We start from the raw sequence: 23,575 nt of genomic DNA, 5'->3' as shown, positions 1-23,575 counted from the left end.
CGAAGCTCGCCAACGCCACGTCACTGTACCCTCCCTGAGACTCCCTGAAAACCGCGATGCCGTCGTTCAGGCCAGGTGGCGGACCCTCACGGGTCACCAGTTGACCCAGTTCCACGACGTCGTCCCAGGCGATTCGTCCCTCCCTCGAGAGCCGGATGAGCGGCTGGTCGAGTTGAGTGTCGTAGTAGCCCAGCTCGTGGGTCTTGCTCGACACCACGATCAGCGCCGCGCCGAGATAGGTGTCGTCGTCGAATTCGTTGGGACGGCCGCAGCCGAATACGGGCTGCCCCGGCCGCAGCCATGCGCCGCGCAGGGCCGGCTCCGGGGAGTTGGTGCTCACGAGCACGATGTCCGCGTCGGCGAGGGCCTCGCCCGGGTCGGAGACCGCCGCCACGTCGATGCCGAAGTCGTTCGAAGCCCGGCGCGCGAACGCTTCGCGCCGTTCCGCGCTGCGGCTGTAGACGCGCACGCGCTCGATGGGCCGCAGCCCGGTGGCCGCCTGGAGCAGGGAAGGAGCGAGGCGGCCGCTGCCGATGAGCGCCGCCGACCTGCTATCGGGCGGGGCGAGCCGGTCCAGCGCCAGACCCACGGTGGCGGCGATGCGGAGGTCGCTGAAGGGGTAGTTCATGAGCGAGAGGAGTTTTCCCGAGCTCATCTCGTAGATGAGCGCCACGGCGTCCCCGCCGGTGGGACTGAGACGGACCCCTACCCGGTCGGGTCCGCCGAGGCCCCCCGCCACCAGGCGAATGCCGCGGTCCATGAGGCGCAAGGGCGGGATGGCCTTGACCTGCCCGTTGGCCTGGTCGACGTAGGTCTCTTCGAGAACCGCCATGGCGGTCTTGAGGTCCACGAGGTCCGCTACCTCGGAGCTTTTGAGCAGGACCGTCATGAGATGCCGCTGCCTCCAGTGACCTGTGTCGCGGATACGCTCGTCATCCGTTCCTCATGCGAGCCGCGGGCGCAACTCCTCGAAGATCAGCCGTGTCTGTTCCGCCGGGTCGTCGGAGGCGACGCGGATGATCAGCGCCGTGAGCCCGGCCCGGGCGTATCCACGCAGCCGCTCGGCGCACTCGTCGGGTGTTCCGAAGATGGTCAGGTGGTATTCGAGCCTGGCCCGGGGCTGGCGGAAGAACGCCTCCATCCACGCCCAGCCGTCGGTACGGGCGGCATCGCCGTCCCGGTCCATGCGCAGCGTCGCGTAGAGGGCGGATGCGCCCACGGCGCCGGGCCGGCCGCAGGCGGCCGCGTATTGCTCGATCTTGCCGCGGTTCTCGCGGAAATCGTCCAGGGACGAGACCAAGGTCACCCACCCGTCCCCGAGCCGGCCCACGCGCTTGAAACCGGTCTCGTTCCGGTCGGCCGCGATCCAGATGGGGATGCCGGGTTGTTGCACCGGCTTGGGCAAGACGCCGATCTCCTCGAAGCGGAAGTACTTGCCCTCGTAGGCGAAGGACTCCTCCGTCCAGAGCCGCCGCATGAGCGTGATGGTCTCACTCAGCCGGCCCGCCTTCTCGCCCGCGGGCACGCCGCACGCCTCGAACTGGCGTTGAATGTAGTCGCGCGTCGGCCCCACGCTCACGGCCAGGATCACGCGCCCCTGGGAGATGACGTCCACCGTGGCCAGGGTATGGGCCAGGAGCACGGGGTTGCGCAGCGCCCCCAGGAAGGGCACGGCACCGAGCCGTACGCGCTCGGTCTTGCACGCCAGGGCGGCCATGGTGGTGAGAGCATCGCCCCGCGCGCGGTTGAGGATCGTGACGCTGTCGCCCAGCCAGATGTGGTCGTACCCGGCTTCCTCGGCCTGCTCCGCCTGTTCCCAGAGCGTATCGAAGGAGGCCGCCCCCTCGTTCCGGATGAGATCCCGGGTGTGCAGCAGCAGGCCGAATTCCATGAGACTCGTGCGGTGCGGAAAAAGGCCGCTAGGACACGGTGATCAGATCGAGCTTGCTGGAACCCAGCCGGCGGGCGCCGTCCTCGGTCACCACCACGGTGTCGCCGATGCTCGTGTGGTCCTTGCCCTCGGCCATGCGGATGCGCGGTTTCAGGATGAACACCATGCCGGCGGCGAGCTGGATCTTCTGGAACCGTTCCACATCGGCGTCGCCCATGAGGGCGGGTCCGTCGTCACCCAATCCGCGGGCGTGCATCATCGGGTGGCTCCACATGTACTTGCCGTCGCCGTGTTCCTCCACCGTCTTCATGTACGTGTCGAACAGAGTCCCGAACGTGACCCCCGGCTTCATGGCGCCGAGGATCGCGTGGAAGCACGCGCAGGAAATGTCCATCAGCTCCCGGAACGTCGCGTCGGGCTCGCCCAGAAGCATCGGACGCACCGCCTGCGCGGCGTAGCCGGCGTACTTGGCCTCGATCTCGTTGACGATGCGGTCGCCGCGCCGGATGACCCGGTTGGTGGGGACGAAGGAGCTCTGGTTCTGCCCGGGTCCCGAGCCCAGGAAGAAGAGCGTCGGCAGCTCGCCGCCGTTGCGCAGCATCACGTGGGCCATGTCCGCGTAGAGTTCCTTTTCGGACACGCCCTCCCGCGCCCCTTCGGTCATGGCGTCGATCATGCGTTCGATGATCTCCATGGAACGCTCCATGCAGCCGATCTCCTCGGCGCTCTTGACGGCGCGGACCTCCTGCAAGAGGCTCGTGGCGTTCACAAGCTCGGCGCCGGGAAACGCCTGCCGCAACGCCTCCACCGTGGTGTGGGCAACGATGCCGTCCGGTGTGCGGATCAGGCCGGAGAGGCCGGAGATGCCCAGGCGGCCGTTCTTGAAGCCCAGTTCCCGCAGCCGCGACACCGCGTCCTCGGCCCAGCGGTTGCGTCCGTCCCTCACGTCCTCGACCCAGTCCTGCACCCGCTTCCACCAATTCGCGCGATTGAACACGTACGCGGTCAGCGGCCCTTCGGCGGGGAAGACCGTGAACACCTCCGTGGCGAACCCGCCGATGCCCGTCACGTAGCGGGAGTCCGCCATGACCTGCTCCCAGCGGCTGGTGTTGGCCGGCAGCAGCAACACGTCCAGCCCCGCCGCGGCCATCTTCTCCCGTACAAGCGTGTGCCGGCGGTCCCGTTCGGCAAGGGAGAGGGAAGGAATCAGTTCGGTTTCAGCCATGGTTTCGTTCTTTCGATTCGCGGAGTTCCTGGACCCCGTCCGCCGTCTTTGGAAGCGGATTATAGGCCCCTTGGAGTACCTGTCAACCGCGTCTCGGGTTCGCCGCCTCCCTGGCCTTGGCTTCCGCCAAGGCGGGCAACTCCTCGAAGGAGACCGCCTCCACCTCGAACGCCGTGCCTTCCCGCGGACCCGAGGAATCCGCCTGGGGGTGCATGGGGTGCCGGAAATAGAAGACGTAGCGGAGGAAGCCCTCGCCCCCCGTGATCCGGTGGGCGATGCCCCGGGGCACATAGCCCATCTCTCCCGGATCCAGCTCGTGGACGCCCCATTCGGTATCGTTGGTGGCGTGCCCGCGGAACTGGAACCAGATCTCGTCGTCGTCCATGCCCCGGTGGAAGCCGTTCTGTTGTCCTATGGTGTTGTAGGTGTCCGTGCGGAAATCCTCGCTCTCGTACTGCTGCGGGCCCGGCCCGCCCCCCTTGCCGGTCATTCCGGTGAAGTAGTCGAACACGCGCATCACCGTGACCTCTCGGCTCTTGCCGCGCTCGAAGGTGACGCAGCCCACGAGGCCGGCGTGGTCGCGCTCGATGACGATGGGCTCCAGTGCGGGGTCCCAGAAATCCGTGACTTCGAGAATCCGGCCCTTGCGCGGCGGGATGGCGACGGCGTGCGGTTCCGGCGGCTCCCCGGCCGCGCGGGCGCGGAACTCCGTCCGCGTCAGCGGGTTCTCGGGGTCGAGGGTCGTGCGCACCGGCTTGTGCGCCTTGACCACTAGTTGGCGGCAGCCCGGCGCCCCGATCATCCGGTACGACACCCCCGCGGGCACGTGCATCGAGTGGCCCGGCGACAAATGGAACTCGCCGAACTCTGTCTCCGCCGCGCCGTTCCCGGTGAACTGGAACACGAGCACGTCGTAGTCCGCCGGGCGGTGGAAGACCGGCTCCGGACCGTCGAGTACATGGGCCTCGATCACGCCGTCCTGCCCCTCCCACAGCACCGGCGGCTTCACGCCCGGCCGGTTCGTGGTCCCGTTCACCAGGTCGAACGGCTTGATGCGCGGCATGGGGCGACCGCCGCTCCGCTGCGTGCCGATCAACTCGTCCTCGTCCCGCTTGAACCAGATGGGCCGGGGCGAATCCCAGTGCGTCATGAATTCGAAGAACTGATTACCCATAAACAGGCGCCTTTCTTGGTTGTCAGAGGTGTCACTATCAACAACGGCCGGCGACCGTCAACCGCGTCTCGGACCGCGTCTGCCGCCCCCGTGCGCGTGGACGGGCGTGTCTTGTGAGGGGCCGGTCCCTGGTGTATGTGTCCGCCATGGCGAACCTGCGCTTGACGCTCTCCTGCGGCGATTACGACCGCACGCGCTTCCTCATCGAAGGCAAGGTGGCCACCCCCGGGATCGACCTGGAAGTGATCCCCTTGGCTTCTCCCGAACGCCACGCGCGCTTCACGCGCAGTCTCGAGTTCGACGTGTGCGAATTGCAGATGGGGGTCTTCCTGGGGTGGAAGAGCCGCGGCGTGCCGGTGACGGCGATTCCGGTGTTTCCCCACGTGAAGTTCTGTCACGGCGCGGTGGTGGTGCACTCCGGGGCCGGCATCGAACGTCCCGAGGACCTGCGCGGCAAGCGCATCGGGCTCCAGGCCCACTTCAATCCCATCGCCGTGTGGATGCGCGGAGTGCTCAAGCACGAGCACGGCGTTGCTCCCGGCGAGATGCATTGGGTCACCAACGCGGACGAGCAGGTGTCGCCGTGGGAGCCGCCGGATTGGTTGCACGTCGAGCAGGCTCCCGCCGGCCGTCGCGTCACCGAGATGCTGGAGGCCGGCGAGATCGACGCCTACATGCTGCCTACCATCGGGTCGGCGTTCCGCGCCGGCAAGAGCGTGGGGCGCCGGCTCTGGCCCGACTACCGGGAGGTGGAAGCGGACTACTACCGGCGCACGGGAATCTATCCCCTGCGCCATACCGTGGTCATCAAGGACGAAGTCCTCGGGCGGCATCCCTGGGTGGCCGAAACCCTGCTTCGGGCTTTCGAAGAAGCGAAGGTTCGCGGTCTCGAATACATGCGCGATCCGCGGCGCTCCTACCTGGCGTGGTACGGCGAAGCCATCGAGGCAGACGAGAGTGTGCTGGGACGGGACCCGTTCCCGTACTCGGTGGAAGCGCAACGCCACGCCCTGGACACCATGCTGCTGTACGCGTCGGAGCAGGCGGTGACCACCCGCCGGTTGAGCGTGGACGAGTTGTTCGCGCCTTCAACCCTGCGTTGACTGGGGAAAGAACTTGAGGCGGTCCTTCGGCAGGGTGACGTAGACCTTGTCGCTGACGGGCGCCTTGTCCATGGTCTTCACCTGCAGCACGGTCCCGGCCACGCGCACCTCGTGAACGAACAGGTCGCCGAGGTACGTGCGCGACACCAACTCCCCGAGGAACTCGTTGTCCCGCCCGGTGGGGGCGGAGCTAATCTCCAGATCCTCCGGGCGTATGCCCAGGGTTCCGGTGAGGCCCGGCCGGGCCGTGTGCGGGGTCTTGAGCGTGCCCAACAGCGTCTCCACCGCGCCCTCGGCCCTGGTCTCGCCGTCCAGCCAGTTGATGGAGCCGAAGAACTCGGCCACCACCCGGTTGGCCGGTCCCTCGTAGAGCTCTTCCGGCGAGCCTACGGACACGATGGCGCCCAGGCTCATGACCGCGATGCGGTCCGCCACCACCATGGCCTCCACCTGATCGTGGGTGACGTACAGCACGGTGATGTTGAGGCGCTTGGCGAGTTCGCGGATCTGCACCCGCATTTCTTCCCGCAGGCGCGCGTCGAGGTTGCTCAAGGGCTCGTCCATGAGCAGCAGCTTCGGGTTCACGGCCAGGGCGCGGGCCAGCGCCACCCGCTGTTGCTGTCCCCCGCTCAGGAGCGGCGACGGCCGCTCCGCGTAGTCCTCCAGTTGCACCAGCTTCAGCGACTCGTGGACGCGTTGCCGTACCAGGGACTTGTCGATCTTCTTGCGTCCGCGCGTGAGCGGCAACGCCACGTTCTGGAAGACGGTCATGTGAGGCCAGATGGCGTAGGACTGGAAGACCATGCCGATCTTCCGGTCCTCGGGGGGCGCGGAGATGCCTTGGCTCGTGGAGAAGACCGTGGCGCCGTCAATTTCGATCTCGCCGCCGTCGGGCGTCTCCAGCCCGGCCACGCAGCGCAACAGCGTCGTCTTGCCCGAACCGCTGGGTCCCAGCAGCACGAAGAACTCGCCCTCCTCGACCCTTTGCGTGACGCCGCCGAGGGCCGCCACCTCGTTGCCGCCGACCCTGAAGATCTTTTGCAGTTCCTTGACCTGGAGCATGAGGGCCTCCGGAAGGGTAGCCGCCTATCCGATCGGATGACGCGCCAGGAAGTCCTCTAGCGCGTCGATGGCGCCGGTGCCGTCCCAGAAGGTCATGTGGCGCACGCCCGGTATGAGCGCCAACTCCGCTCCGGGGATCGCCTGCCCGAGCCGCCGGGCCGTGTCCACCGGCGTGCTGCCCTGCCGTTCCACCTTGTCGTCCTCGCCGCACAGCACCAGGGTGGACACCTTCACATCCGGGGCCGCTGCCAGGGCGTCCCAGGTGAGGCGCGCGCGCTCATGACGGCGGAACATCTCCACGGTGGACTGGCCGGACCACAAAGCGTCCGCGAGCGCGGCGGCCGCCGCGCGGTTGGCGTGATAGAAGGTCGGGTTGAACGCCATCCCGTCATTGTCCACGTGGGATTTGATGTACTGCTCGAACCCCATTTCCCGAATCTGGGCGTGGGTTTCCGGGGAAACCTCTCGCGGCGCGCCCGACAGGTTGCGGGAGCCAGGGCCGGTGGCTGTCATGGTGAGCGTGGCCACCAGGTCCGGGCGGGCGATGGCCAGGGCCTGAAGTATCTGGCCGCCGATGGCGAACCCCACCACGTGGCAGCGGGTGATGCCGAGATGGGCCAGGAGCGCGGCGCAGTCCTCGGCGAACTGCGTGACGGTGTAGCCGTCGTCGGGTTGGCTGCTGCGACCGGTTCCGCGGCAGTCCATGATGATGGTCTCCCAGCGCCGGCTCAGGGCCGGCACCACCTGGAGCTTCCAGGGATCCAGCGGCCACCAGGAGGCGGGGACAAACAGCACCGGCTCTCCCGCGCCCTCCCTCTCGTAGTAGATGTCCACTCCATCCAGCGTCGCTAGCGGCATTGCAATCTCCAGTTGTTCGCGCGTTCGGCCATGTGAGCGCGCCCGCAGGATCCCGCGTTCGCGTCACGCCCTGCCGACGATAGGACACGCAACGCAGGGGCGCAACCCTGGCCTTTGAATTCCTATTGTCCTGTCTTGTTCTCCGAGCGCAGCAACTCCAAAATCTTCCGCCGCGGAAACCCGTCCACGCGCCGCCCCTTCTTCGCCTGGTAATCCCTTATGGCCGCGCGCGTCTTCGGGCCGATGATCCCGTCGATCTCGCCGATGTCGTATCCCCGCGCGGCCAGCAGGCGTTGCAGCTCCTTGCGCTCCGGTTCCGCGATGGGGCCGATGCCGTCGGGCCAGGCGAGGGCGGTTTCGTCGCCGCGCAACCGGTCGGAGAGGTGCCCCACCGCCAGCGCGTACTTGTGTGCCGGGTTGTAACGCATGATCGCGCGGAAATTCGCGCGCAGCAGGAAGGCGGGTCCCCGGACTCCCGCCGGAAGGTCGAGGAACGCCCGCTCCTCAGGATGCGGGAACGCGCCGCCGCCGGCGCGCCGGAGTCCCAGTTCCCGCCATTGCCGGATGGTCCGCTCTCCCTTCCTGCCGGCCAGCCCGGCGTCGAACCCTTCTGGAAGGACCACCCTGTGGCCCCAAGGCCTGCCCGGAACCCACCCGTTGCCGCGCAGGTAGTTGGCGGCGGATGCCAGCGCGTCCCGCGGGTTGTTCCAGATGTCGCGCCGGCCGTCGCCGGTGAAGTCCACCGCGTACGCCTTGTAGCTCGTCGGGATGAACTGCATGTGGCCCATGGCGCCAGCCCACGAGCCGGTCATGCGTTCAACGGTGATGTCGCCCGCCTTGAGGATGTCGAGGGCCGCCAGCAACTGGTTGCGTCCGAACTTCGCCCGGCGTCCCTTGTAGGCCAGGGTGGAGAGCGAGCGGATGACGTTGCGTTTGCCGCGCAGCTTGCCGTACAGCGTCTCCAGTCCCCAGATGGCGGCCAGCACGTAGCGTTCCACCCCGTACCGCCGCTCCATTCGTTTCAGGTCGGCGGCAAGCTCCGACAGCTTGGCGCGACCGTCGTTCACACGCGTATCGCTGACCACCAGGGTCACGTACTGTGACGCCGGCAGCACGAACTCCGGTTGCCGGTTGTTCTTCTCGATGACTTCCGGGTCCGGGGTGAGGCCGCGAAACGCGCGGTCGTAGAGCGCTTCCGGGATGCCGCGCCGCAGCGCCACCGAGCGGAACTCCCGCACGAAGGACCGATAGGCCGCTTGGTCGGATGTGAGTGGCTGGGCCGGGGAAGGGGAAGGCGCACCGAAAGCGGCCATGATCGCCGAAGCGAGGAGCGCCAGGACCGGACCTCGGCGGCGAAAGCACTTCACGGTCGTGCGCCGTTTCATGAAGTATACGGGTCTGTCCCTGGCCTACGTGAACAGTTTCGCGATGATGGCGAGAAGGGCCGCAAGTATGGAAACGCCCCCCAATGCCATCTTGCTTTCTAGTTTGGCGATGTCCGCCTTTGTGGCCAGGTACGGCAGAGTCGACTCGAAGGCCGCCTCCAGCCGGGCGATATCCGTCTTTGTGGCCAGCAGAGTCGATTCGAAGTGCGTCTCCAGCCGGGATATATCCGCCTTTGTGGCCAAGTGCGGCAGAGTTGATTCAAAGGCCGTCTCCAGCCGGGTGATGCGTTCCTCCGCTCCGTCCGCCATGATCGTTCTCCTTGCGGTGACTTTGGCCGCTGTTGCCATGAAAATCAACAGTTTTTGAACAGATGTAGATAAACTCCAAGGTCTTCACGGTAGTTTGCCCGACGAATCCCTGCTGGCTATATTGGGAGCCGCGTTTGCTTCGCAGCTCCGCGCACGGAACTTCAGCGACATGACACGAGAGGAGAATTCACCATGCCCAGACCGCGCCCCATCAAGTGGCCGGACAACGCCAAGATTTGCGTCACTTTCATCATCCCGTGGGAGGTGTGGCCCGACAACTACGCTACCCGGGGCTCGCTCCAGCGGGTCAGTCATCCGCTGCCCCCGGAGAACGCCGTCTTCAAGCAGAACATGGCCGCGGTCACCGAGCGCGAGTACGGCGACCGGGTGGGCATCTGGCGCATCATGGACATGTTCGAGCGCCACAACCTCAAGGTCACCTTCCTCATGAACGGCAAGAAGGTGGAGCAGTTCCCCGACGAGTGCAAGGAGTTCCAGGCCCAGGGGCACGAGTTCTCCTCGGAGTGCTACGAGCACGAGTACGCGTTCATGTACACGCGGGAGGAAGAGCGGAAGTCCATCCAGGACACCGTCGCCGCGTTCAAGAACGTGCTCGGCGCGCCGCCCACCGGCTATCTGTCGCCCGGTCACGCCTCCACGGACAACACCCTGGAGCTGGTGGCGGAGGCCGGCTTCGTGTGGTGGGCCGACCCGCTCAACTCGGACATCCCGTACACGGTCGAGGCCGGCGGCCGCAAGGTCGCCGTGGTGCCCTACAACGTGCCGGGGTGCAACGACTACTCCACCTACGGCGGCGGGCGCACGCCCCGGGACCTGCTCCAGATCATGAAGGACCAGTTCGACTACCTCTACTGGGAGGGCGAGCAGGGTGCGCCGAAGTTCTTCGCGTTCAACCTGCATCCGTTCGTCTCCGGCGTGCCCTACCGCACCAGGATCATCGACGAGTTCATCAAGTACGCCAAGGGCTTCACCGACGTCTGGTTCGCGCGCCGGCTGGAGATCGCCAACTGGGTGCTGGAGCAGGGCTACTGACCCGGCGTTCCGTCACACCCCGGCCTCGTTCGGACGCCGCCGCACCGCCGTGGCGGCGCCCATCTCCAGGGTCCTGCCGCACACGCCCCGCGCAAGGCCGCTGAGGAGGAAGGCCGCCACCGCGGCCACCTCCTCGGCCGAGAGGAATTCACTCGCCGGAGGTAGATGCCTGTCCTCGGGACCCGTCCCTGCGAGCGGTGCACCCACTCCACCCGGCGCCGGATCCGACTCGGGCCGCATTCGACCGGTGTCCGCCGGACGCCGCCAGAAGGGCGGTGGCTTCAGGACGTTGAGGGTTACATTGTCCTGGGCGGCTTCCGCGGCGACGCAATGCAGCCAAGCCGTGAGCGCGCCGGCGGTGGCGGCGCGGACACTCTCCTCGGCGCGGCTACGGGTCTCCGGCCATGGAACCATCCACAGGACGCGCCCCCAACGGCGGCGGCGCATGCCGGGAAGCAGGGCCTCCGTGAGCGCCCGGAAACGCAGGAATCCGTCGTCTAGCCTGGCGCTCCAACGGGGCGCTCCCGGGTTGCCCCGTCCATCGTCCCGCAAGGTGTGCCGGACAATGCCGAACAGGATGTCGATGGCGCCGAAGTCGTGCGCGATCCGCTCCACTTGAGTGCCGGCCGACGCTTCGTCCCACGCCTCCAGCGGGTAGCCCAATGCCTTGACGCCTTGTTCCGTGGCCTCGGCCGCGACCCGTCGCGCCGCCCATTCCTTGCGCGCGCACACCGCCACGTTCGCGCCCTCGGATGCCAGCACTCCGGCAACGGCGCGGCCGATGCCGCGAGATCCTCCGAAGACCAGTGCGTTCCGGCCCCTGATGCCCAGGTCCATGACTTCTCCATTCATTCTCCCGGCGCGGCGACCGCCGCCGAGCCCTGCCCGGCCAGGACCCGCACCATCTCCGTTTCCCGGCGCACCATGTCGGCGAAGTAACCGTTGCCGCGGGCCAGTTCCGCGGGCGTTCCCTGCTCGGTGATCTTCCCTTGGTCCAGACAGAGGACCCGGTCCACGTGGCGCAGAGCGGACAACCGGTGAGCGATGACGATGACCGAGCGTCCCTCCGCCAGCGCCCGCAGGTTCTGCTGGATGCGCAGCTCGTCCTGCTTGTCCAGCGCGCTGGTGGCTTCGTCCAGAATGAGCAGCGTGCGCGCATGGAACAGCGCGCGGGCCAGCGCCAACCGCTGCCGTTCACCGCCCGAGAGAAGGCTCCCGCGGGCGCCGATGCGGGTGGCGTAACCCTTGGGCAGGCGGGTGATGACCTCGTGGGCACATGCCGCCCTGGCCGCCGCGGTCACACGCGGCATCTGGCGCTCTCCCGGCCCCAGCGCGATGTTGTCGGCGATGCTGCGCCGGAAGATCGGATAGTCCTGCTCCACCGCGCCGATGTGGCCGCGCAGCCAGGCCGGGTCGATGATGGCCGCGTCCACACCGTCCAGGAGCACACGCCCCTCGTTGGCGAGGTAGAGTCTCTGAACCAGGCGGCTGACCGTGCTCTTGCCCGAGCCCGACGGCCCCGCGATGCCCACGGTTTCGCCGGGCGCGACCTCGAAGGTCACCCCGTCGAGCGCGTTCCGGTCGGTGTCCGGATAGCGGAAGCGGACGTCTTCGAAACGAATGCCCCCGTTGAACGCGGGCAGCCGCACCAGGTGGCCCCCCTGGTGCTCCGTCTCCTCGTTCAGCACGGTGCCCAGTTCCTTCACCAGGCCCCGTGACCGGCCGAAGTCATACGCGAACAGGCACAGGCGCATCATGGGCTGGGAAAAGCGCATGTTGACGAGGTTGACCGCCACGAGCTGCCCCAGGGTGAGCTGGCCGTCCAACACCATGGAGGCGCCGAACCAGAGCAGGCCGGCGGTGGCGAAGCGGTTCACGAACTGGTTGTACTGGGTCGTGGATTCACGCAGGTCTTGCGTGTCCTCCTCCGACGCCACCGCCGCGTCCACCCGGTCGACGAGAAACTCCTCCTGGGCTTTCACCTCGTTCATGCCCTTGACGGTCTCGATGCCGGTGAAGGTGTCGAGCACCGCCTCGTTGCTTTCCCGCCGGCTGCCGCGGGTCTGGCGGCTCCATCGCCGTAGCGTAGGCATCACCACGAAGGCCGGAGCGATGTAGAGCGGAAGGGAGGCCAGGATGATCATCGACAACGTCAGGCTGAAATGCAGCATCAGCGCCAGGAAGGCGAGCACGAAGAGGATGTCGACGAACACGAACACCACGGCGTTGGTGAGAAACCGGCGCAGTTGCTGCAGTTCCTCGATGCGGGAGAGGGTCTCCACCGGGGTGTTGCGAAGGTAGAAGGAGGCCGGAAGTTCCAACGAGTGCCGAACGAGCCGCGACAGCAGGGTACGGTCCATGTCCCGCACGGCCCCGCGCAGCGCACGGTGGCGCGCCGCGCGCAGTACGGCTTCGAACAGCAGGAAGAAGAGCAGGCTCACGATGATGACGTCGAGGGTGGCGGCGCCCCGGTTGGACAGGACCTTGTCGATGATGATCAGGAAAGCGAAGGGGTAGATGTAGCCCAGGAGGTTGACGAAGAAGGACGCCGCCACCAACGGTCCGAATACGGCCTTGTTGCGAAATACGTGCTTCGCGACCGACGCGAGCGAGAACTCCGCGTCTTCCATTTCGACGGGCTTCGGCGGGACCTCTACCGGGTCGCCGGCGTTCGCCGCGTGCGGATTCGGCCGGTCGGGAGCTCCCGCACGCCGGGCGCGCCCACCGGCCGGACCGCGGTTCTCAAGCTTGTGCCGGGTCGCGGGTATCATCGACGCTCACCAGCGCGAGACCTTGCGCAGCAAGCTGCTTGATCAGGTCCCTGCGATCCTCGTCCTCGTCCGTCCGGGCTCCAGCGGGCTCCAGTGGACGCCATTCGCGGGAGCCTTCCAGGAGCGCGAAGGCCTCCGGCGCCAGCTCCAGGACCTTGGGACGCCGCCGTCCACGGGTCGCGAGCACGACCATGTGTACCGTGCGTTCCGTGACCGGCTCGCGGGATCGGGCGGGCTCGAACAGCGCACGAACATCGTAGCGGCACCTCACAAGGCCCGCGCATGGATGCGCGCGGTACCAGAATCCGGGTGCTTGCGGACGCGCCGCCAACGCTTCGGTCTCCATGGCCGCGGGGCGCAGGGTCCGTGCCCGCGCCAGTGCCAGCTCGATGGCGGCTACGTCCGCGGTCCAGAGAGGCCGCGGCTGTTCGTGGACGCCGGGCGCGAGGAACCGTTCGAAGAAGCGTTCGGCGTCCGGGTAGCGCTCATAGGTCAGCGGCGGGCACGCTGCGGCATAGTCGCGGGTGAGGGCCGAGAACCCATGTCCCAGAAGCGTGGCGGTGCGCTCGAACGTCTGGCGGATGCGCGTCATGCGCTTGTTGTAGGAGAACTCCGCCTCCAACCGGAGCCGTCCCACGTCCATGCCCCGGAGCTCGGGGTCCCGGGCCGCGGAATCGAGTTCGGACGTTCCGAAGATGAGGGCTGGGCTGGTCAGATGCCGCAGCAGATGGGTCTGCCTGTCAATAAGCCGGTACATCGGTCACGCTCCCTTCCGTTGCAGAGGCGGCCCTGGCCGCCTGCCGGCGGATGCGCGTCACGTCCGCCAGAAGCTCGTCACCCTGCTCGTAGTCGTTGTCGCGCTCCAGGATCACCGTTTGGGGTCGCTGCCGGTCGAGGGCGTACTCCAGCAGGTCCAGTGCCTGTTGCGGCACCGGGTGGCTGTGGTTGTCGGCCTGGAAGGGGACGTCGAGGTAGGGCCGGTGGACGAGAGGTCCCCCGGCCGCGTGCATCCCGGTGACCACGCCCTCGGGCAATTGGTCGAGAAAGGCCAGCGGGTCGACCGCGTGGTTCGAGGCGTTGACGAACAGGTTCTCGACGTCCAGCAGCATTCCCACGCCCGTCTCGCGGAACAGCAGGTTGAAGAATTCGGCGTCGCTCATCTCCGCGTCCGGGAAGTCGAAGACGTACGAGATGTTCTCGATGGAGAAGGGGACCGGCAAGTGCGACTGGACACGTTCGATCTTGGGGATGAGCATGTCCGCGGCGGCGCGGGTCTTGGGCACGGGCAGCAGGTTGGCGAGGTCGATGCCGGGAACCTTGGTCCATGCGAGGTGCTCGCTGTAGGACGGAATCTTCAGGTCCTCGATGGTCTCGGCCACCGCGTCGAGATAGGCCTCGTCCAGGGGCGCGTCCGTGCCGATGGAAAGCCCCACGCCGTGCAGCACGAGGGGGACCCGGTCCACCAGATTGCGGATGGCCCGTCGCACGTACTCGCCTCCCTTGATGTAATGGTCCACCGTGACCTCCAGCACGTCGAAGCGATGCAGGTTCGCCAGCGTCCACTTGGCGATGGGAACACGGAAACCGATGCCGATGAGGGGTGACTCGGATGGAGTTGAACTGTTCATGGAACCTCCCGACTCGAAATGAGATCATGAGCGCGGCGCCGGCCATGCGTCCGGCACGTGCCGCGCTCCGCGGGCGACGCGCCGCCGTTTCACGGAGCGCAACGCCCTCACGGATACTAATCGAGAGGTGTTCGCTGAACTTTAGCCCCGGAGGGTGAAAAACCGCGCAAGCGGCACGAACCCCCGAACCGTCATTCCCGCGAAAGCGGGAATCCAGGGGTGGGGGGAGGGGATTGGAGGGAGGGTGTGAGGCAGGGGCGACGCATGGTCGCCCCTGCGTTCCCGGTCGGTCCGGTCCAGCAGCTAGCCGGCGACCTCCATGCCCACGATCCGCGCCGGGTTGCGGGTGCAGAGCGTGTACAGCTCGTCCTCGTTCATGCCGAAGGCCTCCATGTAGCCGCGGATAAGGCGCATGGCTTCCACGGAGTCCGGGAACAGGGGTTCACCGGCGTCACTGGACAGCGCGAAGTGCTCGACGCCCACCTCGCGGATGGTGTTGTACATGATCTGGGGATCGACCCCGAGGAGCGGCGACAGCTCGTCGAAGGTGAAGTTGAACAGCACCCCCAGCGGCGCCAACTCCTTCATCTGCTCCACGGACACGTCGAGGAAGGGGCTGTAGGGATGGTCGATGACCAGCCGCCGGAGCCCGACCCGGTGCGCCTCCTCGGCGATCTTGAAGATTTCCTTGTGGGTGGGGTGGCCAAAGAATAGCGCCACGTCCCGCTCCACGCACAAGCGGATGATGTCCTTGATCTCGGGCTTCAGCTCGCCCGACTCGTCAAGGTTGTAGCGGCCGTGCTCCAGGGCCTTCTCCCAGGACAGGGGACCAAGCCACCCCTGGGCGTTCATGTCGTGCTCGATGAGCTCCCGCCGGCTGCCCACGATGTGCATGGTGTTGGCGTGGTTGAACACCGGCAGCCACAGGGCGACGACGCCGTCGTCGATGGCCTTCTCGGCGAGTTCCGCGGACACCGGGTCGTCGTTCCGCCCGCACACGAAGCCCGCGAACAGTGCCACCGGGGTTGCGCCCTCTTCGGCGGCCCAGCCGTCGAGCTTGGCCTGCAGCTCGCGGACCGCCGTCCCCGCCTTGCCGACGATGGACTTGAAGAGAATCCCCTTCATCTCGGCCCGGGACGCCTTTTTCACCAAGTCCAGAGCGTCCTGCTGGCCGGCGTGGGCGTGGCAATGAATGTCGATGGCGTCCTTGACCTTGATGTGGCCGGGATGGACCACGCCGGGCTTGTACTGGGTACGCGCGGCGTAGGAGGTGACGCACCGTTCCTGGGTCGGAGTCGAGACCACGTTGTCGCTCATCGGGTTCTCCCTTCTCTGGCGGTGGAGGCGCGCCGTGTACGGCCGCCGGAACCGGCTTGCCGCGCGCCGTGATTCAGGTCCATAGTAGACCCTCGAAACTCGGAACGGAAGAGGAGGGCATGGACGGATTCGAGCTTCTCACGCCGCTTCAGGCGTCGGTGGTGCTGGGCCTTGCGCTCGGCGCCGTCTACGGCGTGCTGGCGCAGCGCAGCCGCTTCTGCCTGCGCCGCAGCCTGGTGGGAGAATGGAGCGAATGCCTGCCGGCGCTGGGCGTCTGGGCCATGGGGCTGGCCGTGGCCATTGCCGGCACCCAAGGGGCGTCGGTCGCGGGGTTGATCTCCTTCGACGCGCACCGGTTCCTGGCCCCGGACCTTCCGGTGGTCGCGGTCCTCGTGGGCGGCGCCTTGTTCGGCGCCGGCATGGTGCTCAGCGGCGGTTGCGCCTCCCGGCTCGCGGTGCTCACCGGTTCCGGCAACCTGCGCTCGGCCCTCGTACTGGTGGTTTTCGCGGTGGTCGCCTACGCGATGATGAAGGGGGTGCTGGCGCCGCTGCGCTCGGCGCTCGCGGGGTTGACCCTGGATCCCGGCGGCAGGGTGGCGTTGACGGCCCTGCCTGGCGGCCCAGTGTGGGCTTGGGGTCTGGTGCTCGCCGCTGCCATCGTGGCGTTCCGTTCCGGCGCCGCGCCGCGCCACCTGGCGATGGGCGCCGTGATCGGCCTGCTGGTGCCGCTGGGTTGGGTCGGCACCGGTTTCGTTCTCTTGGACGACTTCGACCCCGTGCCGCTCCAGTCCCTGAGCTTCACCGGGCCCGTGGCCGACACCTTGTTCTGGACCATGGCGGCCACCGCCGTTCCCGCGGGCTTCGGAACGGGCCTTGCCGCCGGCGTGGTCGCCGGCAGCATTGCGGCGTCGGCTTGCGCGGGCGAGTTCCGCTGGACCAGCCTGGAAGGGGCGCGCCAGACCGGCCGCTACATGGCGGGCGCGGCGTTGATGGGGACGGGCGGGGTCCTGGCGGGCGGGTGCACGGTAGGGGCCGGATTGTCGGGCGTGTCCACCGGGAGCATCGCCGCGGTTTTGGCACTTGCAGCCATGGCGGTGTCGGCCAGGATCGTGGGGAGGCTTCTTGACGAAGGGCCGGCGCGGGCCGCGTCCTAGCGGCCTGTCCGCGCCGGCCCTCGATACCGCGCGGATCAGCCGAAAAGGTCCTTGGAAAAGGCCGCATACCAGCCGAGCGACTCCTCGTAGGTCGCCTTGCGCACCTCGGCGCTCTCTCCGGTCTTCGAAATGAAGCCACCCGTGGAGGCGATCTTTTCGTCCGTGGCCTGGTAGTTGGCGCCGACCTTGACGCCGTCGTCGGTGGCGATCAGCGACCAGCATGTGTTGCGGAAGCGCGCCGGGAAAACCTTCGAGCCGGTGAGTGCGCCGCGTACCGCCATGGCGCACACCTTGGCCTGGCTGTTGGCGGAGAACCCGGACTTGGGCATGTCTCCCTGCTGGGACGCGTCGCCGAGCACGTGGATGTTCTCGTCCGCCCGGCTCTGCATCGTATGCGGCACCACCGGCGCCCAGCCCGCGTCGTTGGTGACCCCGGCCACCGCGGCGATGCGCCCCGCCTGCTGCGCCGGAATCACGTTGCAGACGTCCACCTTGGTGACCTCGCCGTCGATCACCACTTCCATGGAGCCGGGCCGTACCTCGACCTTGTCCCCGCCGAAGTCGGGGCCGACGCGCTCGATCATGCCCGGGTAGTGGCGCTGCCAGCCCTCTTCGAAGAGCCCCTGCTTGGAGAACTTGGGCTTGGGATCGACGATCAGGATCTTGGCCGTCGGATTGGACTGCTTCAGCGTGTGGGCGACCATGGAGATCCGTTCATACGGTCCCGGTGGGCAGCGGAACGGGTTTGGCGGCGCCACCATGCAATAGACGCCGCCCTGCCGCATGGCCGCCACCTGCGCCTTGAGAAGCTGCGTCTGCGAGCCTGCCTTGTAGGCGTGGGGCATGCGGTTCTGCTGCGACAGGTCCCAGCCGCGCACCGACCGCTCACGGAAGTCGATGCCGGGGGACAGGACCAGCCGGTCGTAGGCAAGGCGGCCGCCGCCGGCGAGCCCGACCGTCTTCTTGTCGCGGTCCACGGAGACGGCCCAGTCGTGGACCACGTTGATTCCGTACGCCGACGCCAGGGTCCCGTAGGTGTGTCCGATGGACGCGAAGGTGCGGAAACCTCCAAGGTAGAGGTTCGAGAAGAAACACGAGTAATAGTGCCGGCTGGGCTCCACCAGCGTCACGTCGATGGCGCCCTTCGAGTCCTTGGCGATGTAGCGCGCGGCCGTGGCCCCGCCGGCGCCGCCGCCGATCACCACCACCCGCGGGCGGCCCTGCCCGAGGATGGGAGATGCCCACAACGCCGCCGATGTGGCGGCGGTCGACGCCAGGAAGCGCCGGCGGCTCATGCCGCGGTTTTCAATTTTCTTCTTTGCCATGGTCCCCTCCGTTAAGGACCGTCCGCCGGCTTCGCAAAGTACGCGGCCAGCGAGGCGATCTCCTCGTCTGACAAACGCTTGGCGATGGTCTGCATGGCCTCATGCGGCCGTTTGCCATGCTTGTACGCCTGTAGAGTTATCACGAAGTCCTCGACCGGCCAACCAACAATGGAGGGAATGCCCTGCTGGGCTCCGTCGGCATGGTGGCACGTGACGCACTCGCTTCCGAGGTAGGCGCCGTACTCGATGTCTCCGGCAATCGTGAGGAGGCGTGGGTCGAGCCCGTATTCGGCGGCGGTCATGGTCGGTTCCGCTGCCGGGAGCCGGGAGCCGGAAAGGGAGCGCAGCCACGCCACGAGATCCGCCCGGTCGCCCGCCGCCGCCATGCCGTCGTAGCTCATGCGCGACCGCGGCACCGTCTTTCGCGGGTTGGCCACGAATGCGTCCAGCGTCGCCTCGGTCCAGACCAGGCCACCCGCCCCGGCCTTGCGCATGGCCGAAGAGTAGCGGAAATCCGGGAGCGAACCGGCGCGGCGGCCGAACAGTTCGTTCAGGTGCGGGCCGATGCGGTGCTTCGCGCCGCGGCCGGCCTGGTGGCAGCGTTTGCACTGCTGGTAGAGCGCCTTGCCGCGCTCAGCGTCCGCCGCCCGGGCTCCGGTGGCGAGAAGAAGGAAGGGAAGAGCGAACGCGAGCATCGCGAAACCCGCGGGTTTCGTGAAGCGCGTCATACGGTGCGGGGATGCGGGGAGGTCACGACTTGACCTCGACCCGCCTGCCGAGGCGGTAAACTGAGCCGTCGTCATCGACCCATTCGAATTCAATGTCGCCCGACTCCTGGACAGCCATCTCGAAGCTGAAGTACGGGTCGGCGGACACCGCGCGTTCGAGGTCGACGGAGATCGCCTCCTCGCCGTTGTAGCGTACCACGAAGCGGTTGATGATCCGCCGGGGGATGGGCTTTCCGTCGCGGCCGTGGCGGAGCCCGGTGTGCATGGGATGGGTGATGCGGGTCCTGACGGTGAAGGGGACACCCTTGGACACCGACTTCGGCAGCTTCACCCGCGGCCTGGGTTTCTGCATTCCGTTCACCTGCTTTGCTGCGTCACGAACAAGCTTACGAATCACGCCATCGTCGGGTCATCAGCAACCGCCCGCCGTCACCTTGATCGCGCGGGAAGTCGTGCGGAACGTGCCGTCGGCCATTTCCGCCACGGCGATCAGCTTCTGGCTCCCGGCCAGCCGGATACGTGTCGACGCCGCGGTCTTGACCCACTTCCCGAACGTGAACACGACGACACCGGGGCTCGGGTTGCCGTCCGCGAACAACGCGATGCGCCGCGCGCCCTCGGCCGAGACCTGGACAGGCACCGCGCCGCCGTTGTCGGCAATCTCCGGCGCTTCGATGCGGACCCCGCCTTCCAGCGGCAGCGCGCCCTTGGTGAACAGCGCGATGGCGAGCTGGGTCTCATTTGCGGCCCGGGCGGGGCGTACGGGGAGGAAACCGGTCATGCCGGCCGCCAGTGCTGTCAGCCCGGCGGCGGCGAGGGAAAGGACGTCCCTCCGTGTAGCGTTCATTTCCATGGCCTCCTATAGTAGACGCTCGAAACCCGCAGCGAAAGAGGCCCCCATGAAATTCGGTCTTTTCATCATCGGCGACGACGACCCGGAGCTTCGGCTCGACCTCAAGGCCTACTACGAGCGGATGCTGGAGCAGGTCCGCTACGGCGAGTCCCTGGGCTACGAGTGCTTCTGGTTCGGCGAGCACCACTTCGATTTCCACGGCGTCATCCCGTCGCCCACCGTGATGATGTCCGCCGCGGCCACGTGCACCGACACTATCCGCCTGGGCGTCGCGGTGGCGTTGCTGCCCTACCGCGACCCCGTGCTGACGGCCGAGGAATACGCCATGATCGACGTGCTGAGCGGCGGCCGGCTCGACTTCGGCGTCGGGCGCGGCACCCCGCCCGAACTCGTCGGCTTCGGCGTCAAGGAGGACAACCGCGACCTGCTGGTGGAAAGCCTGGAAGTCGTCGAGATGGCCTGGCGCGAGGGCAGGGTGTCCTACCAGGGACGGTTCCACCAAATCGACGACGTGTCCCTGAACGTGCAGCCGGTCCAGAGACCGTTGCCGCCGGTGTACTTCGCCGCCCTGAGCCCGGGCTCTTACCAAGTGGCCGGCGAGCGCGGCTATCCCATCCTCGGCATCCCCTTCGCGAGCTGCAAGGACATGGCCGAGGTCAAACGGAAGGTGAGCGGCTACAAGGAAACCCTGAGCCAGAACGGCCACGACCCCGCCGCCTTCGACGTCGGCCAGACCATCCACACCCACGTGGCCGAATCCGACGACGCCGCCCGGCGCCGCGCCCGCCCCGCCATGAGCCGCTACTACGAGGCGCGCAAGTCCGTGCGCCCCCGCGGCTACGACGAGCTCGACCAGGGCCGCATGCTCATGGTCGGCGGCCCCGCCCGCTGCCTCGAGCAGATCGAGGAGATCGCCGACACCGGCACCAACTACATCATCTTCTCCATGAACTTCGCCGGCCTCGACCAGGCCAGCATCCTGGAGTCCATGGCGATGATGGTGGAGGAGGTGCTGCCGAAGGTTGAGGGGAGAAGTTAGCTGGATACGAGCCCACGATAGTGTTCACAAAGGAGAAAGGCGAACGATCTATGGGAGACCAGATCAACTTCGAGCGAATCTTGGAGCAGGAATTTCGCTGGCCCCGACCTGGTGATGATCCTCTTGCAAACTATGGAGGAATCACCGCTTCGATTGCTGAAGACGATTTTTCGCGGTTCGTCCTCATGATGGAAGGTTACAAAAGGGCGGCCGAGGCCTTGGTCGATCGATGCCTCAAGGATTGGCGTGAGGCCAACTGTCTCGTTTTCCCTATCATGTTCCTTTACAGGCATTGCTTGGAACTCCAGCTCAAGTACATCGTCAACACTTATGGAGTACACGTCGGTTGCCCGCCGGACTGGAACACACATGATCTCACTAGACTTTGGGGTCAATTCAAAAAGGTCCTCAATGAATTCGGCATAGATGATCCGGAGCAGACCGATTCTGTCGTGGAGAGTATTGTCGCGCAATTCGCGAAAGTAGATCGCGATTCATCCTCCCACCGCTATCCTTGCGATACCAAGGGTAACCCACTTCCTGTCATTCAGGATAGAGTGGATTTACAGACTTTGAAGGACGTTATGGACGGTGCGTTTGGGTACTTTTCTGGTTGCGACGGTTACATGGATGCTTTGGCTTCGGCCTAGCAGGCGTCGTCGCGTCTCAATAGACGACCTTGGCAGAATCGAGAATTGCCTTTCGTCGGATCGTCATTCGGTTCCCGTCGGCACAAAGATCTCTAGTCGTGAGATCAACACCGGTAAATCGTCCTGTACAACGCGCCAGACAATGCCGAGGTCAATCTCGAAATAGACGTGGACGATGCGGTTGCGGAATCCGACGATTTGGCGCCAAGGAATTTCTGGATGTGCCGTTTTGAAATCCTCACTTACCCGTGAGGCGGCTTCGCCGACCACCTCTAACGTCTTGAGGATTGCGTTCTGGTGAAGCTCGCTGCGAGCGAACCGCTGATAGGTGAGTTCCGCCGCGAAAGCGACGGCCTTGCGTGCCGCCACCAGCATGTCGAGCAGGTAGGCGTCATCACCCCGCATAGACAACCTGGGCGGATTCGAGGATTGCTCTACGCCGGATGAAGTTCGGGCTTCGCTCTACTGCTGAGCGCGTTACCACGTCTACGGGCCTGCCGAACAGGTCGGACAACTCGTCAGCGATGTCTACGAAACGGAGACCGGGCGTGCGGCCGGGCGCAAACTCGACCAGCAGGTCGACGTCACTCCCAGGTCCGAAATCATCGCGTAATGCCGAGCCGAAGATGGCGAGGCTCACGATGCCGTTGGCACGGCAGAACTCAGCGAGCCGTGCACTTGGGATGTCGAGACTTGCGTTCATCCTATCCACCTACCGCAATAATAGGCGTAAGGAACCCGGCGAAGCAAACTGAAGAGCCCTACCGCATCAAACCCGGCAACCAGATTGCGATCGGCGGGAACATCATCACCAGGGCGAGGGCGATGATGTTGATGAGGACGAAGGGGACGACGCCGCGATAGATGGCGCCGAGTGTGACGTCGGGCGGGGAGACGCCCTTCAAGACGAAGAGGTTCATGCCGAAGGGCGGGGTGATGAGGGACAGCTCGATGTTCACCATGGTGACGATGGCGAACCACAGGGGGTCGAGGCCGAGGGAGCGGATCACCGGGAAGAAGATCGGCACGGTGATGAGCATGATGGAGATGGGCTCCATGAACGCGCCCATGATGAGGATCACGATCTGCATGCTGGCGATGATGATCCACTGGGACACCGCCAGTTCGGTGGCAAAGGTGGAGAGGCCCATGGCGGCGCCGGAGTGCGCCAGGATCTGGCTGAAAGCGGTGGCGCTGGTGACGATGAGGAGGGCGAAACCGGAGACCTCCACGGTCCCGAGCAGCGACGCCTTCAGGATCGCCCACGACAGGCGCCGGTAGGCCAGACCCAGGCAGAAGGCCCCGGCCACGCCCATGGCGGCGGACTCGCTGGGGGTGGCGATGCCCATGAAGATCGACCCCAGCACCACCAGCACGAGAACCACCAGCGGCAGGAAGTACTTGAGCGCGACCATGCGCTCGCCCCAGGACACCTTCTCGACTTCCACCGCGGGGGCCAGTTGCGGCCAGATGGTGCAGGCGATGACGATGTAGCCGAAGAGCAGCGACGCCAGCAGCAGTCCCGGCAGGATGCCGCCGATGAGCAGGTCGCCCACCGAAAGCTGGCTGATGCCGCCGAAGATCACCATGAGCGCGCTGGGCGGGATGAGCACGGCAAGCCCGCCCGAGGTGGCCAGGGTGCCCACGGCCAGGCCCGTGTCGTAGCCCTGCTTGCGCATTTCCGGGACCAGGATCGTGCCCAGGGTTGCGGAACTGGCCATGCTCGAACCGCTGCCCGCTCCAAAGGCCGTGCCGGCCAGCACCGCCAGCACCGCGAGGCGGCCGGGCATCTTGCCGAGCCACTTGCCGATGGACGTGATGGCGAGGGCGGCAAGCCCGGAATGGAGCACCAGCTCGCCCATCAGCACGAACAGGGGCAGGGCGATGAACGCGAAGGTGCCGACGCTCGTGAAGCTGCTGAGGGCCACCGCCTGGAGCGCTCCCGGTCCTACCAACACGTACAGGAAAACGATGTTCAGCACGCCGAACGCGAACGCGATGGGGATGCCCGACGCCATCAGCACGATGAGGGCGCCGAACATGATAACCA

The 23,575-nt window shown here is 66.5% G+C and carries 25 protein-coding genes; 5 read left to right on the top strand and 20 right to left on the bottom strand.

Annotated elements, in window-relative coordinates:
* The 4 genes from OXU42_02095 to OXU42_02080 all read right to left on the bottom strand — a co-directional run.
* On the bottom strand, positions 1-889 hold an 889-nt coding region (locus OXU42_02095; protein MDE0028181.1), incomplete at its 3' end, for an NAD(P)-binding domain-containing protein.
* Positions 890-943: 54 nt separating this feature from the next.
* Positions 944-1,891: an LLM class flavin-dependent oxidoreductase gene (locus OXU42_02090; protein MDE0028180.1), complete on the bottom strand. Its 948-nt coding sequence runs from the start codon at positions 1,889-1,891 to the stop codon at positions 944-946.
* A gap of 28 nt (positions 1,892-1,919) precedes the next feature.
* On the bottom strand, positions 1,920-3,116 hold the full coding sequence (locus OXU42_02085; protein ID MDE0028179.1) for a Xaa-Pro peptidase family protein: 1,197 nt from the start codon (positions 3,114-3,116) through the stop codon (positions 1,920-1,922).
* Between the two features lie 82 nt (positions 3,117-3,198).
* A complete protein-coding gene (locus OXU42_02080; GenBank protein MDE0028178.1) occupies positions 3,199-4,290 on the bottom strand; it encodes a hypothetical protein in 1,092 nt (363 codons plus the stop codon).
* A gap of 146 nt (positions 4,291-4,436) precedes the next feature.
* Between OXU42_02080 and OXU42_02075 the strand changes: the two genes are divergently transcribed.
* Positions 4,437-5,393, top strand: coding sequence for an ABC transporter substrate-binding protein (locus OXU42_02075; protein ID MDE0028177.1), 957 nt, complete (start codon positions 4,437-4,439; stop codon positions 5,391-5,393).
* Here the strand turns inward: OXU42_02075 and OXU42_02070 are convergent.
* The 4 genes from OXU42_02070 to OXU42_02055 all read right to left on the bottom strand — a co-directional run bounded on the left by OXU42_02070 (position 5,379) and on the right by OXU42_02055 (position 9,007).
* Positions 5,379-6,455, bottom strand: coding sequence for an ABC transporter ATP-binding protein (locus tag OXU42_02070; protein MDE0028176.1), 1,077 nt, complete (start codon positions 6,453-6,455; stop codon positions 5,379-5,381). The two genes, OXU42_02075 and OXU42_02070, sit on opposite strands and share 15 nt — an antisense overlap.
* A gap of 24 nt (positions 6,456-6,479) precedes the next feature.
* Entirely contained in the window at positions 6,480-7,313 is an 834-nt protein-coding gene (locus OXU42_02065; protein ID MDE0028175.1) for an alpha/beta hydrolase, read from the bottom strand.
* Positions 7,314-7,435: 122 nt separating this feature from the next.
* Positions 7,436-8,698 carry a lytic murein transglycosylase gene (locus OXU42_02060; protein MDE0028174.1) on the bottom strand — a complete coding sequence of 421 codons (1,263 nt, stop codon included), beginning with the start codon at positions 8,696-8,698 and terminating at the stop codon, positions 7,436-7,438.
* Positions 8,699-8,722: 24 nt separating this feature from the next.
* Positions 8,723-9,007, bottom strand: coding sequence for a hypothetical protein (locus OXU42_02055; GenBank protein MDE0028173.1), 285 nt, complete (start codon positions 9,005-9,007; stop codon positions 8,723-8,725).
* A gap of 192 nt (positions 9,008-9,199) precedes the next feature.
* Here OXU42_02055 and OXU42_02050 point away from each other — a divergent pair, with 192 nt between their 5' ends.
* Positions 9,200-10,060, top strand: coding sequence for a polysaccharide deacetylase family protein (locus OXU42_02050; GenBank protein ID MDE0028172.1), 861 nt, complete (start codon positions 9,200-9,202; stop codon positions 10,058-10,060).
* A gap of 12 nt (positions 10,061-10,072) precedes the next feature.
* Here OXU42_02050 and OXU42_02045 read toward each other — a convergent pair whose 3' ends face one another.
* The 5 genes from OXU42_02045 to OXU42_02025 form a co-directional block, all read right to left on the bottom strand.
* On the bottom strand, positions 10,073-10,897 hold the full coding sequence (locus OXU42_02045) for an SDR family NAD(P)-dependent oxidoreductase (GenBank protein MDE0028171.1): 825 nt from the start codon (positions 10,895-10,897) through the stop codon (positions 10,073-10,075).
* 11 nt (positions 10,898-10,908) lie between these two features.
* Positions 10,909-12,690, bottom strand: coding sequence for a peptidase domain-containing ABC transporter (locus tag OXU42_02040; GenBank protein MDE0028170.1), 1,782 nt, complete (start codon positions 12,688-12,690; stop codon positions 10,909-10,911).
* 112 nt (positions 12,691-12,802) lie between these two features.
* On the bottom strand, positions 12,803-13,588 hold the full coding sequence (locus tag OXU42_02035) for a hypothetical protein (GenBank protein ID MDE0028169.1): 786 nt from the start codon (positions 13,586-13,588) through the stop codon (positions 12,803-12,805).
* Positions 13,572-14,459, bottom strand: coding sequence for a DUF692 domain-containing protein (locus OXU42_02030; protein MDE0028168.1), 888 nt, complete (start codon positions 14,457-14,459; stop codon positions 13,572-13,574). Before OXU42_02030 ends, OXU42_02035 begins: the two co-directional genes overlap by 17 nt.
* A 303-nt stretch (positions 14,460-14,762) precedes the next feature.
* Positions 14,763-15,776 carry a DUF6282 family protein gene (locus OXU42_02025; protein ID MDE0028167.1) on the bottom strand — a complete coding sequence of 338 codons (1,014 nt, stop codon included), beginning with the start codon at positions 15,774-15,776 and terminating at the stop codon, positions 14,763-14,765.
* A gap of 119 nt (positions 15,777-15,895) precedes the next feature.
* Here OXU42_02025 and OXU42_02020 point away from each other — a divergent pair, with 119 nt between their 5' ends.
* Positions 15,896-16,930, top strand: a complete 1,035-nt coding sequence (locus OXU42_02020; GenBank protein MDE0028166.1) for a YeeE/YedE family protein — start codon at positions 15,896-15,898, stop codon at positions 16,928-16,930.
* A gap of 35 nt (positions 16,931-16,965) precedes the next feature.
* Here OXU42_02020 and OXU42_02015 read toward each other — a convergent pair whose 3' ends face one another.
* Genes OXU42_02015 through OXU42_02000 form a run of 4 tightly spaced genes read right to left on the bottom strand, consistent with a single transcriptional unit; the run spans position 16,966 to position 19,830 of the window.
* A complete protein-coding gene (locus tag OXU42_02015) occupies positions 16,966-18,255 on the bottom strand; it encodes an NAD(P)/FAD-dependent oxidoreductase (protein ID MDE0028165.1) in 1,290 nt (429 codons plus the stop codon).
* Between the two features lie 11 nt (positions 18,256-18,266).
* Positions 18,267-18,950, bottom strand: a complete 684-nt coding sequence (locus tag OXU42_02010; protein MDE0028164.1) for a c-type cytochrome — start codon at positions 18,948-18,950, stop codon at positions 18,267-18,269.
* Between the two features lie 55 nt (positions 18,951-19,005).
* Complete coding sequence (gene soxZ / locus OXU42_02005; GenBank protein ID MDE0028163.1) at positions 19,006-19,335, bottom strand: thiosulfate oxidation carrier complex protein SoxZ; 330 nt, start codon at positions 19,333-19,335, stop codon at positions 19,006-19,008.
* A gap of 60 nt (positions 19,336-19,395) precedes the next feature.
* Positions 19,396-19,830, bottom strand: coding sequence for a thiosulfate oxidation carrier protein SoxY (locus OXU42_02000; GenBank protein ID MDE0028162.1), 435 nt, complete (start codon positions 19,828-19,830; stop codon positions 19,396-19,398).
* A 52-nt stretch (positions 19,831-19,882) separates the two neighbouring features.
* Here OXU42_02000 and OXU42_01995 point away from each other — a divergent pair, with 52 nt between their 5' ends.
* On the top strand, positions 19,883-20,875 hold the full coding sequence (locus OXU42_01995; GenBank protein ID MDE0028161.1) for an LLM class flavin-dependent oxidoreductase: 993 nt from the start codon (positions 19,883-19,885) through the stop codon (positions 20,873-20,875).
* Positions 20,876-20,925: 50 nt separating this feature from the next.
* Positions 20,926-21,525, top strand: coding sequence for a hypothetical protein (locus tag OXU42_01990; GenBank protein MDE0028160.1), 600 nt, complete (start codon positions 20,926-20,928; stop codon positions 21,523-21,525).
* Positions 21,526-21,588: 63 nt separating this feature from the next.
* On the opposite strand, the gene OXU42_01985 is transcribed toward OXU42_01990, so the two are convergent.
* The 3 genes from OXU42_01985 to OXU42_01975 are packed head-to-tail and all read right to left on the bottom strand — an operon-like array spanning position 21,589 to position 23,567.
* Positions 21,589-21,930, bottom strand: coding sequence for a DUF86 domain-containing protein (locus OXU42_01985; protein MDE0028159.1), 342 nt, complete (start codon positions 21,928-21,930; stop codon positions 21,589-21,591).
* Positions 21,920-22,228: a nucleotidyltransferase family protein gene (locus tag OXU42_01980; protein MDE0028158.1), complete on the bottom strand. Its 309-nt coding sequence runs from the start codon at positions 22,226-22,228 to the stop codon at positions 21,920-21,922. The genes OXU42_01985 and OXU42_01980 overlap by 11 nt, the downstream gene beginning before the upstream one ends.
* A 58-nt stretch (positions 22,229-22,286) precedes the next feature.
* Positions 22,287-23,567, bottom strand: a complete 1,281-nt coding sequence (locus OXU42_01975; protein MDE0028157.1) for a TRAP transporter large permease subunit — start codon at positions 23,565-23,567, stop codon at positions 22,287-22,289.
* Between the last annotated feature and the right edge of the window lie 8 nt (positions 23,568-23,575).

The sequence above is a fragment of the Deltaproteobacteria bacterium genome, from assembly GCA_028818775.1.
Lineage (GTDB): Bacteria > Desulfobacterota > Binatia > UBA9968 > JAJDTQ01 > JAJDTQ01.
The sequence above is the reverse complement of the archived record's forward strand: the minus strand, read 5'-3'. Positions and strand labels throughout refer to the sequence as shown.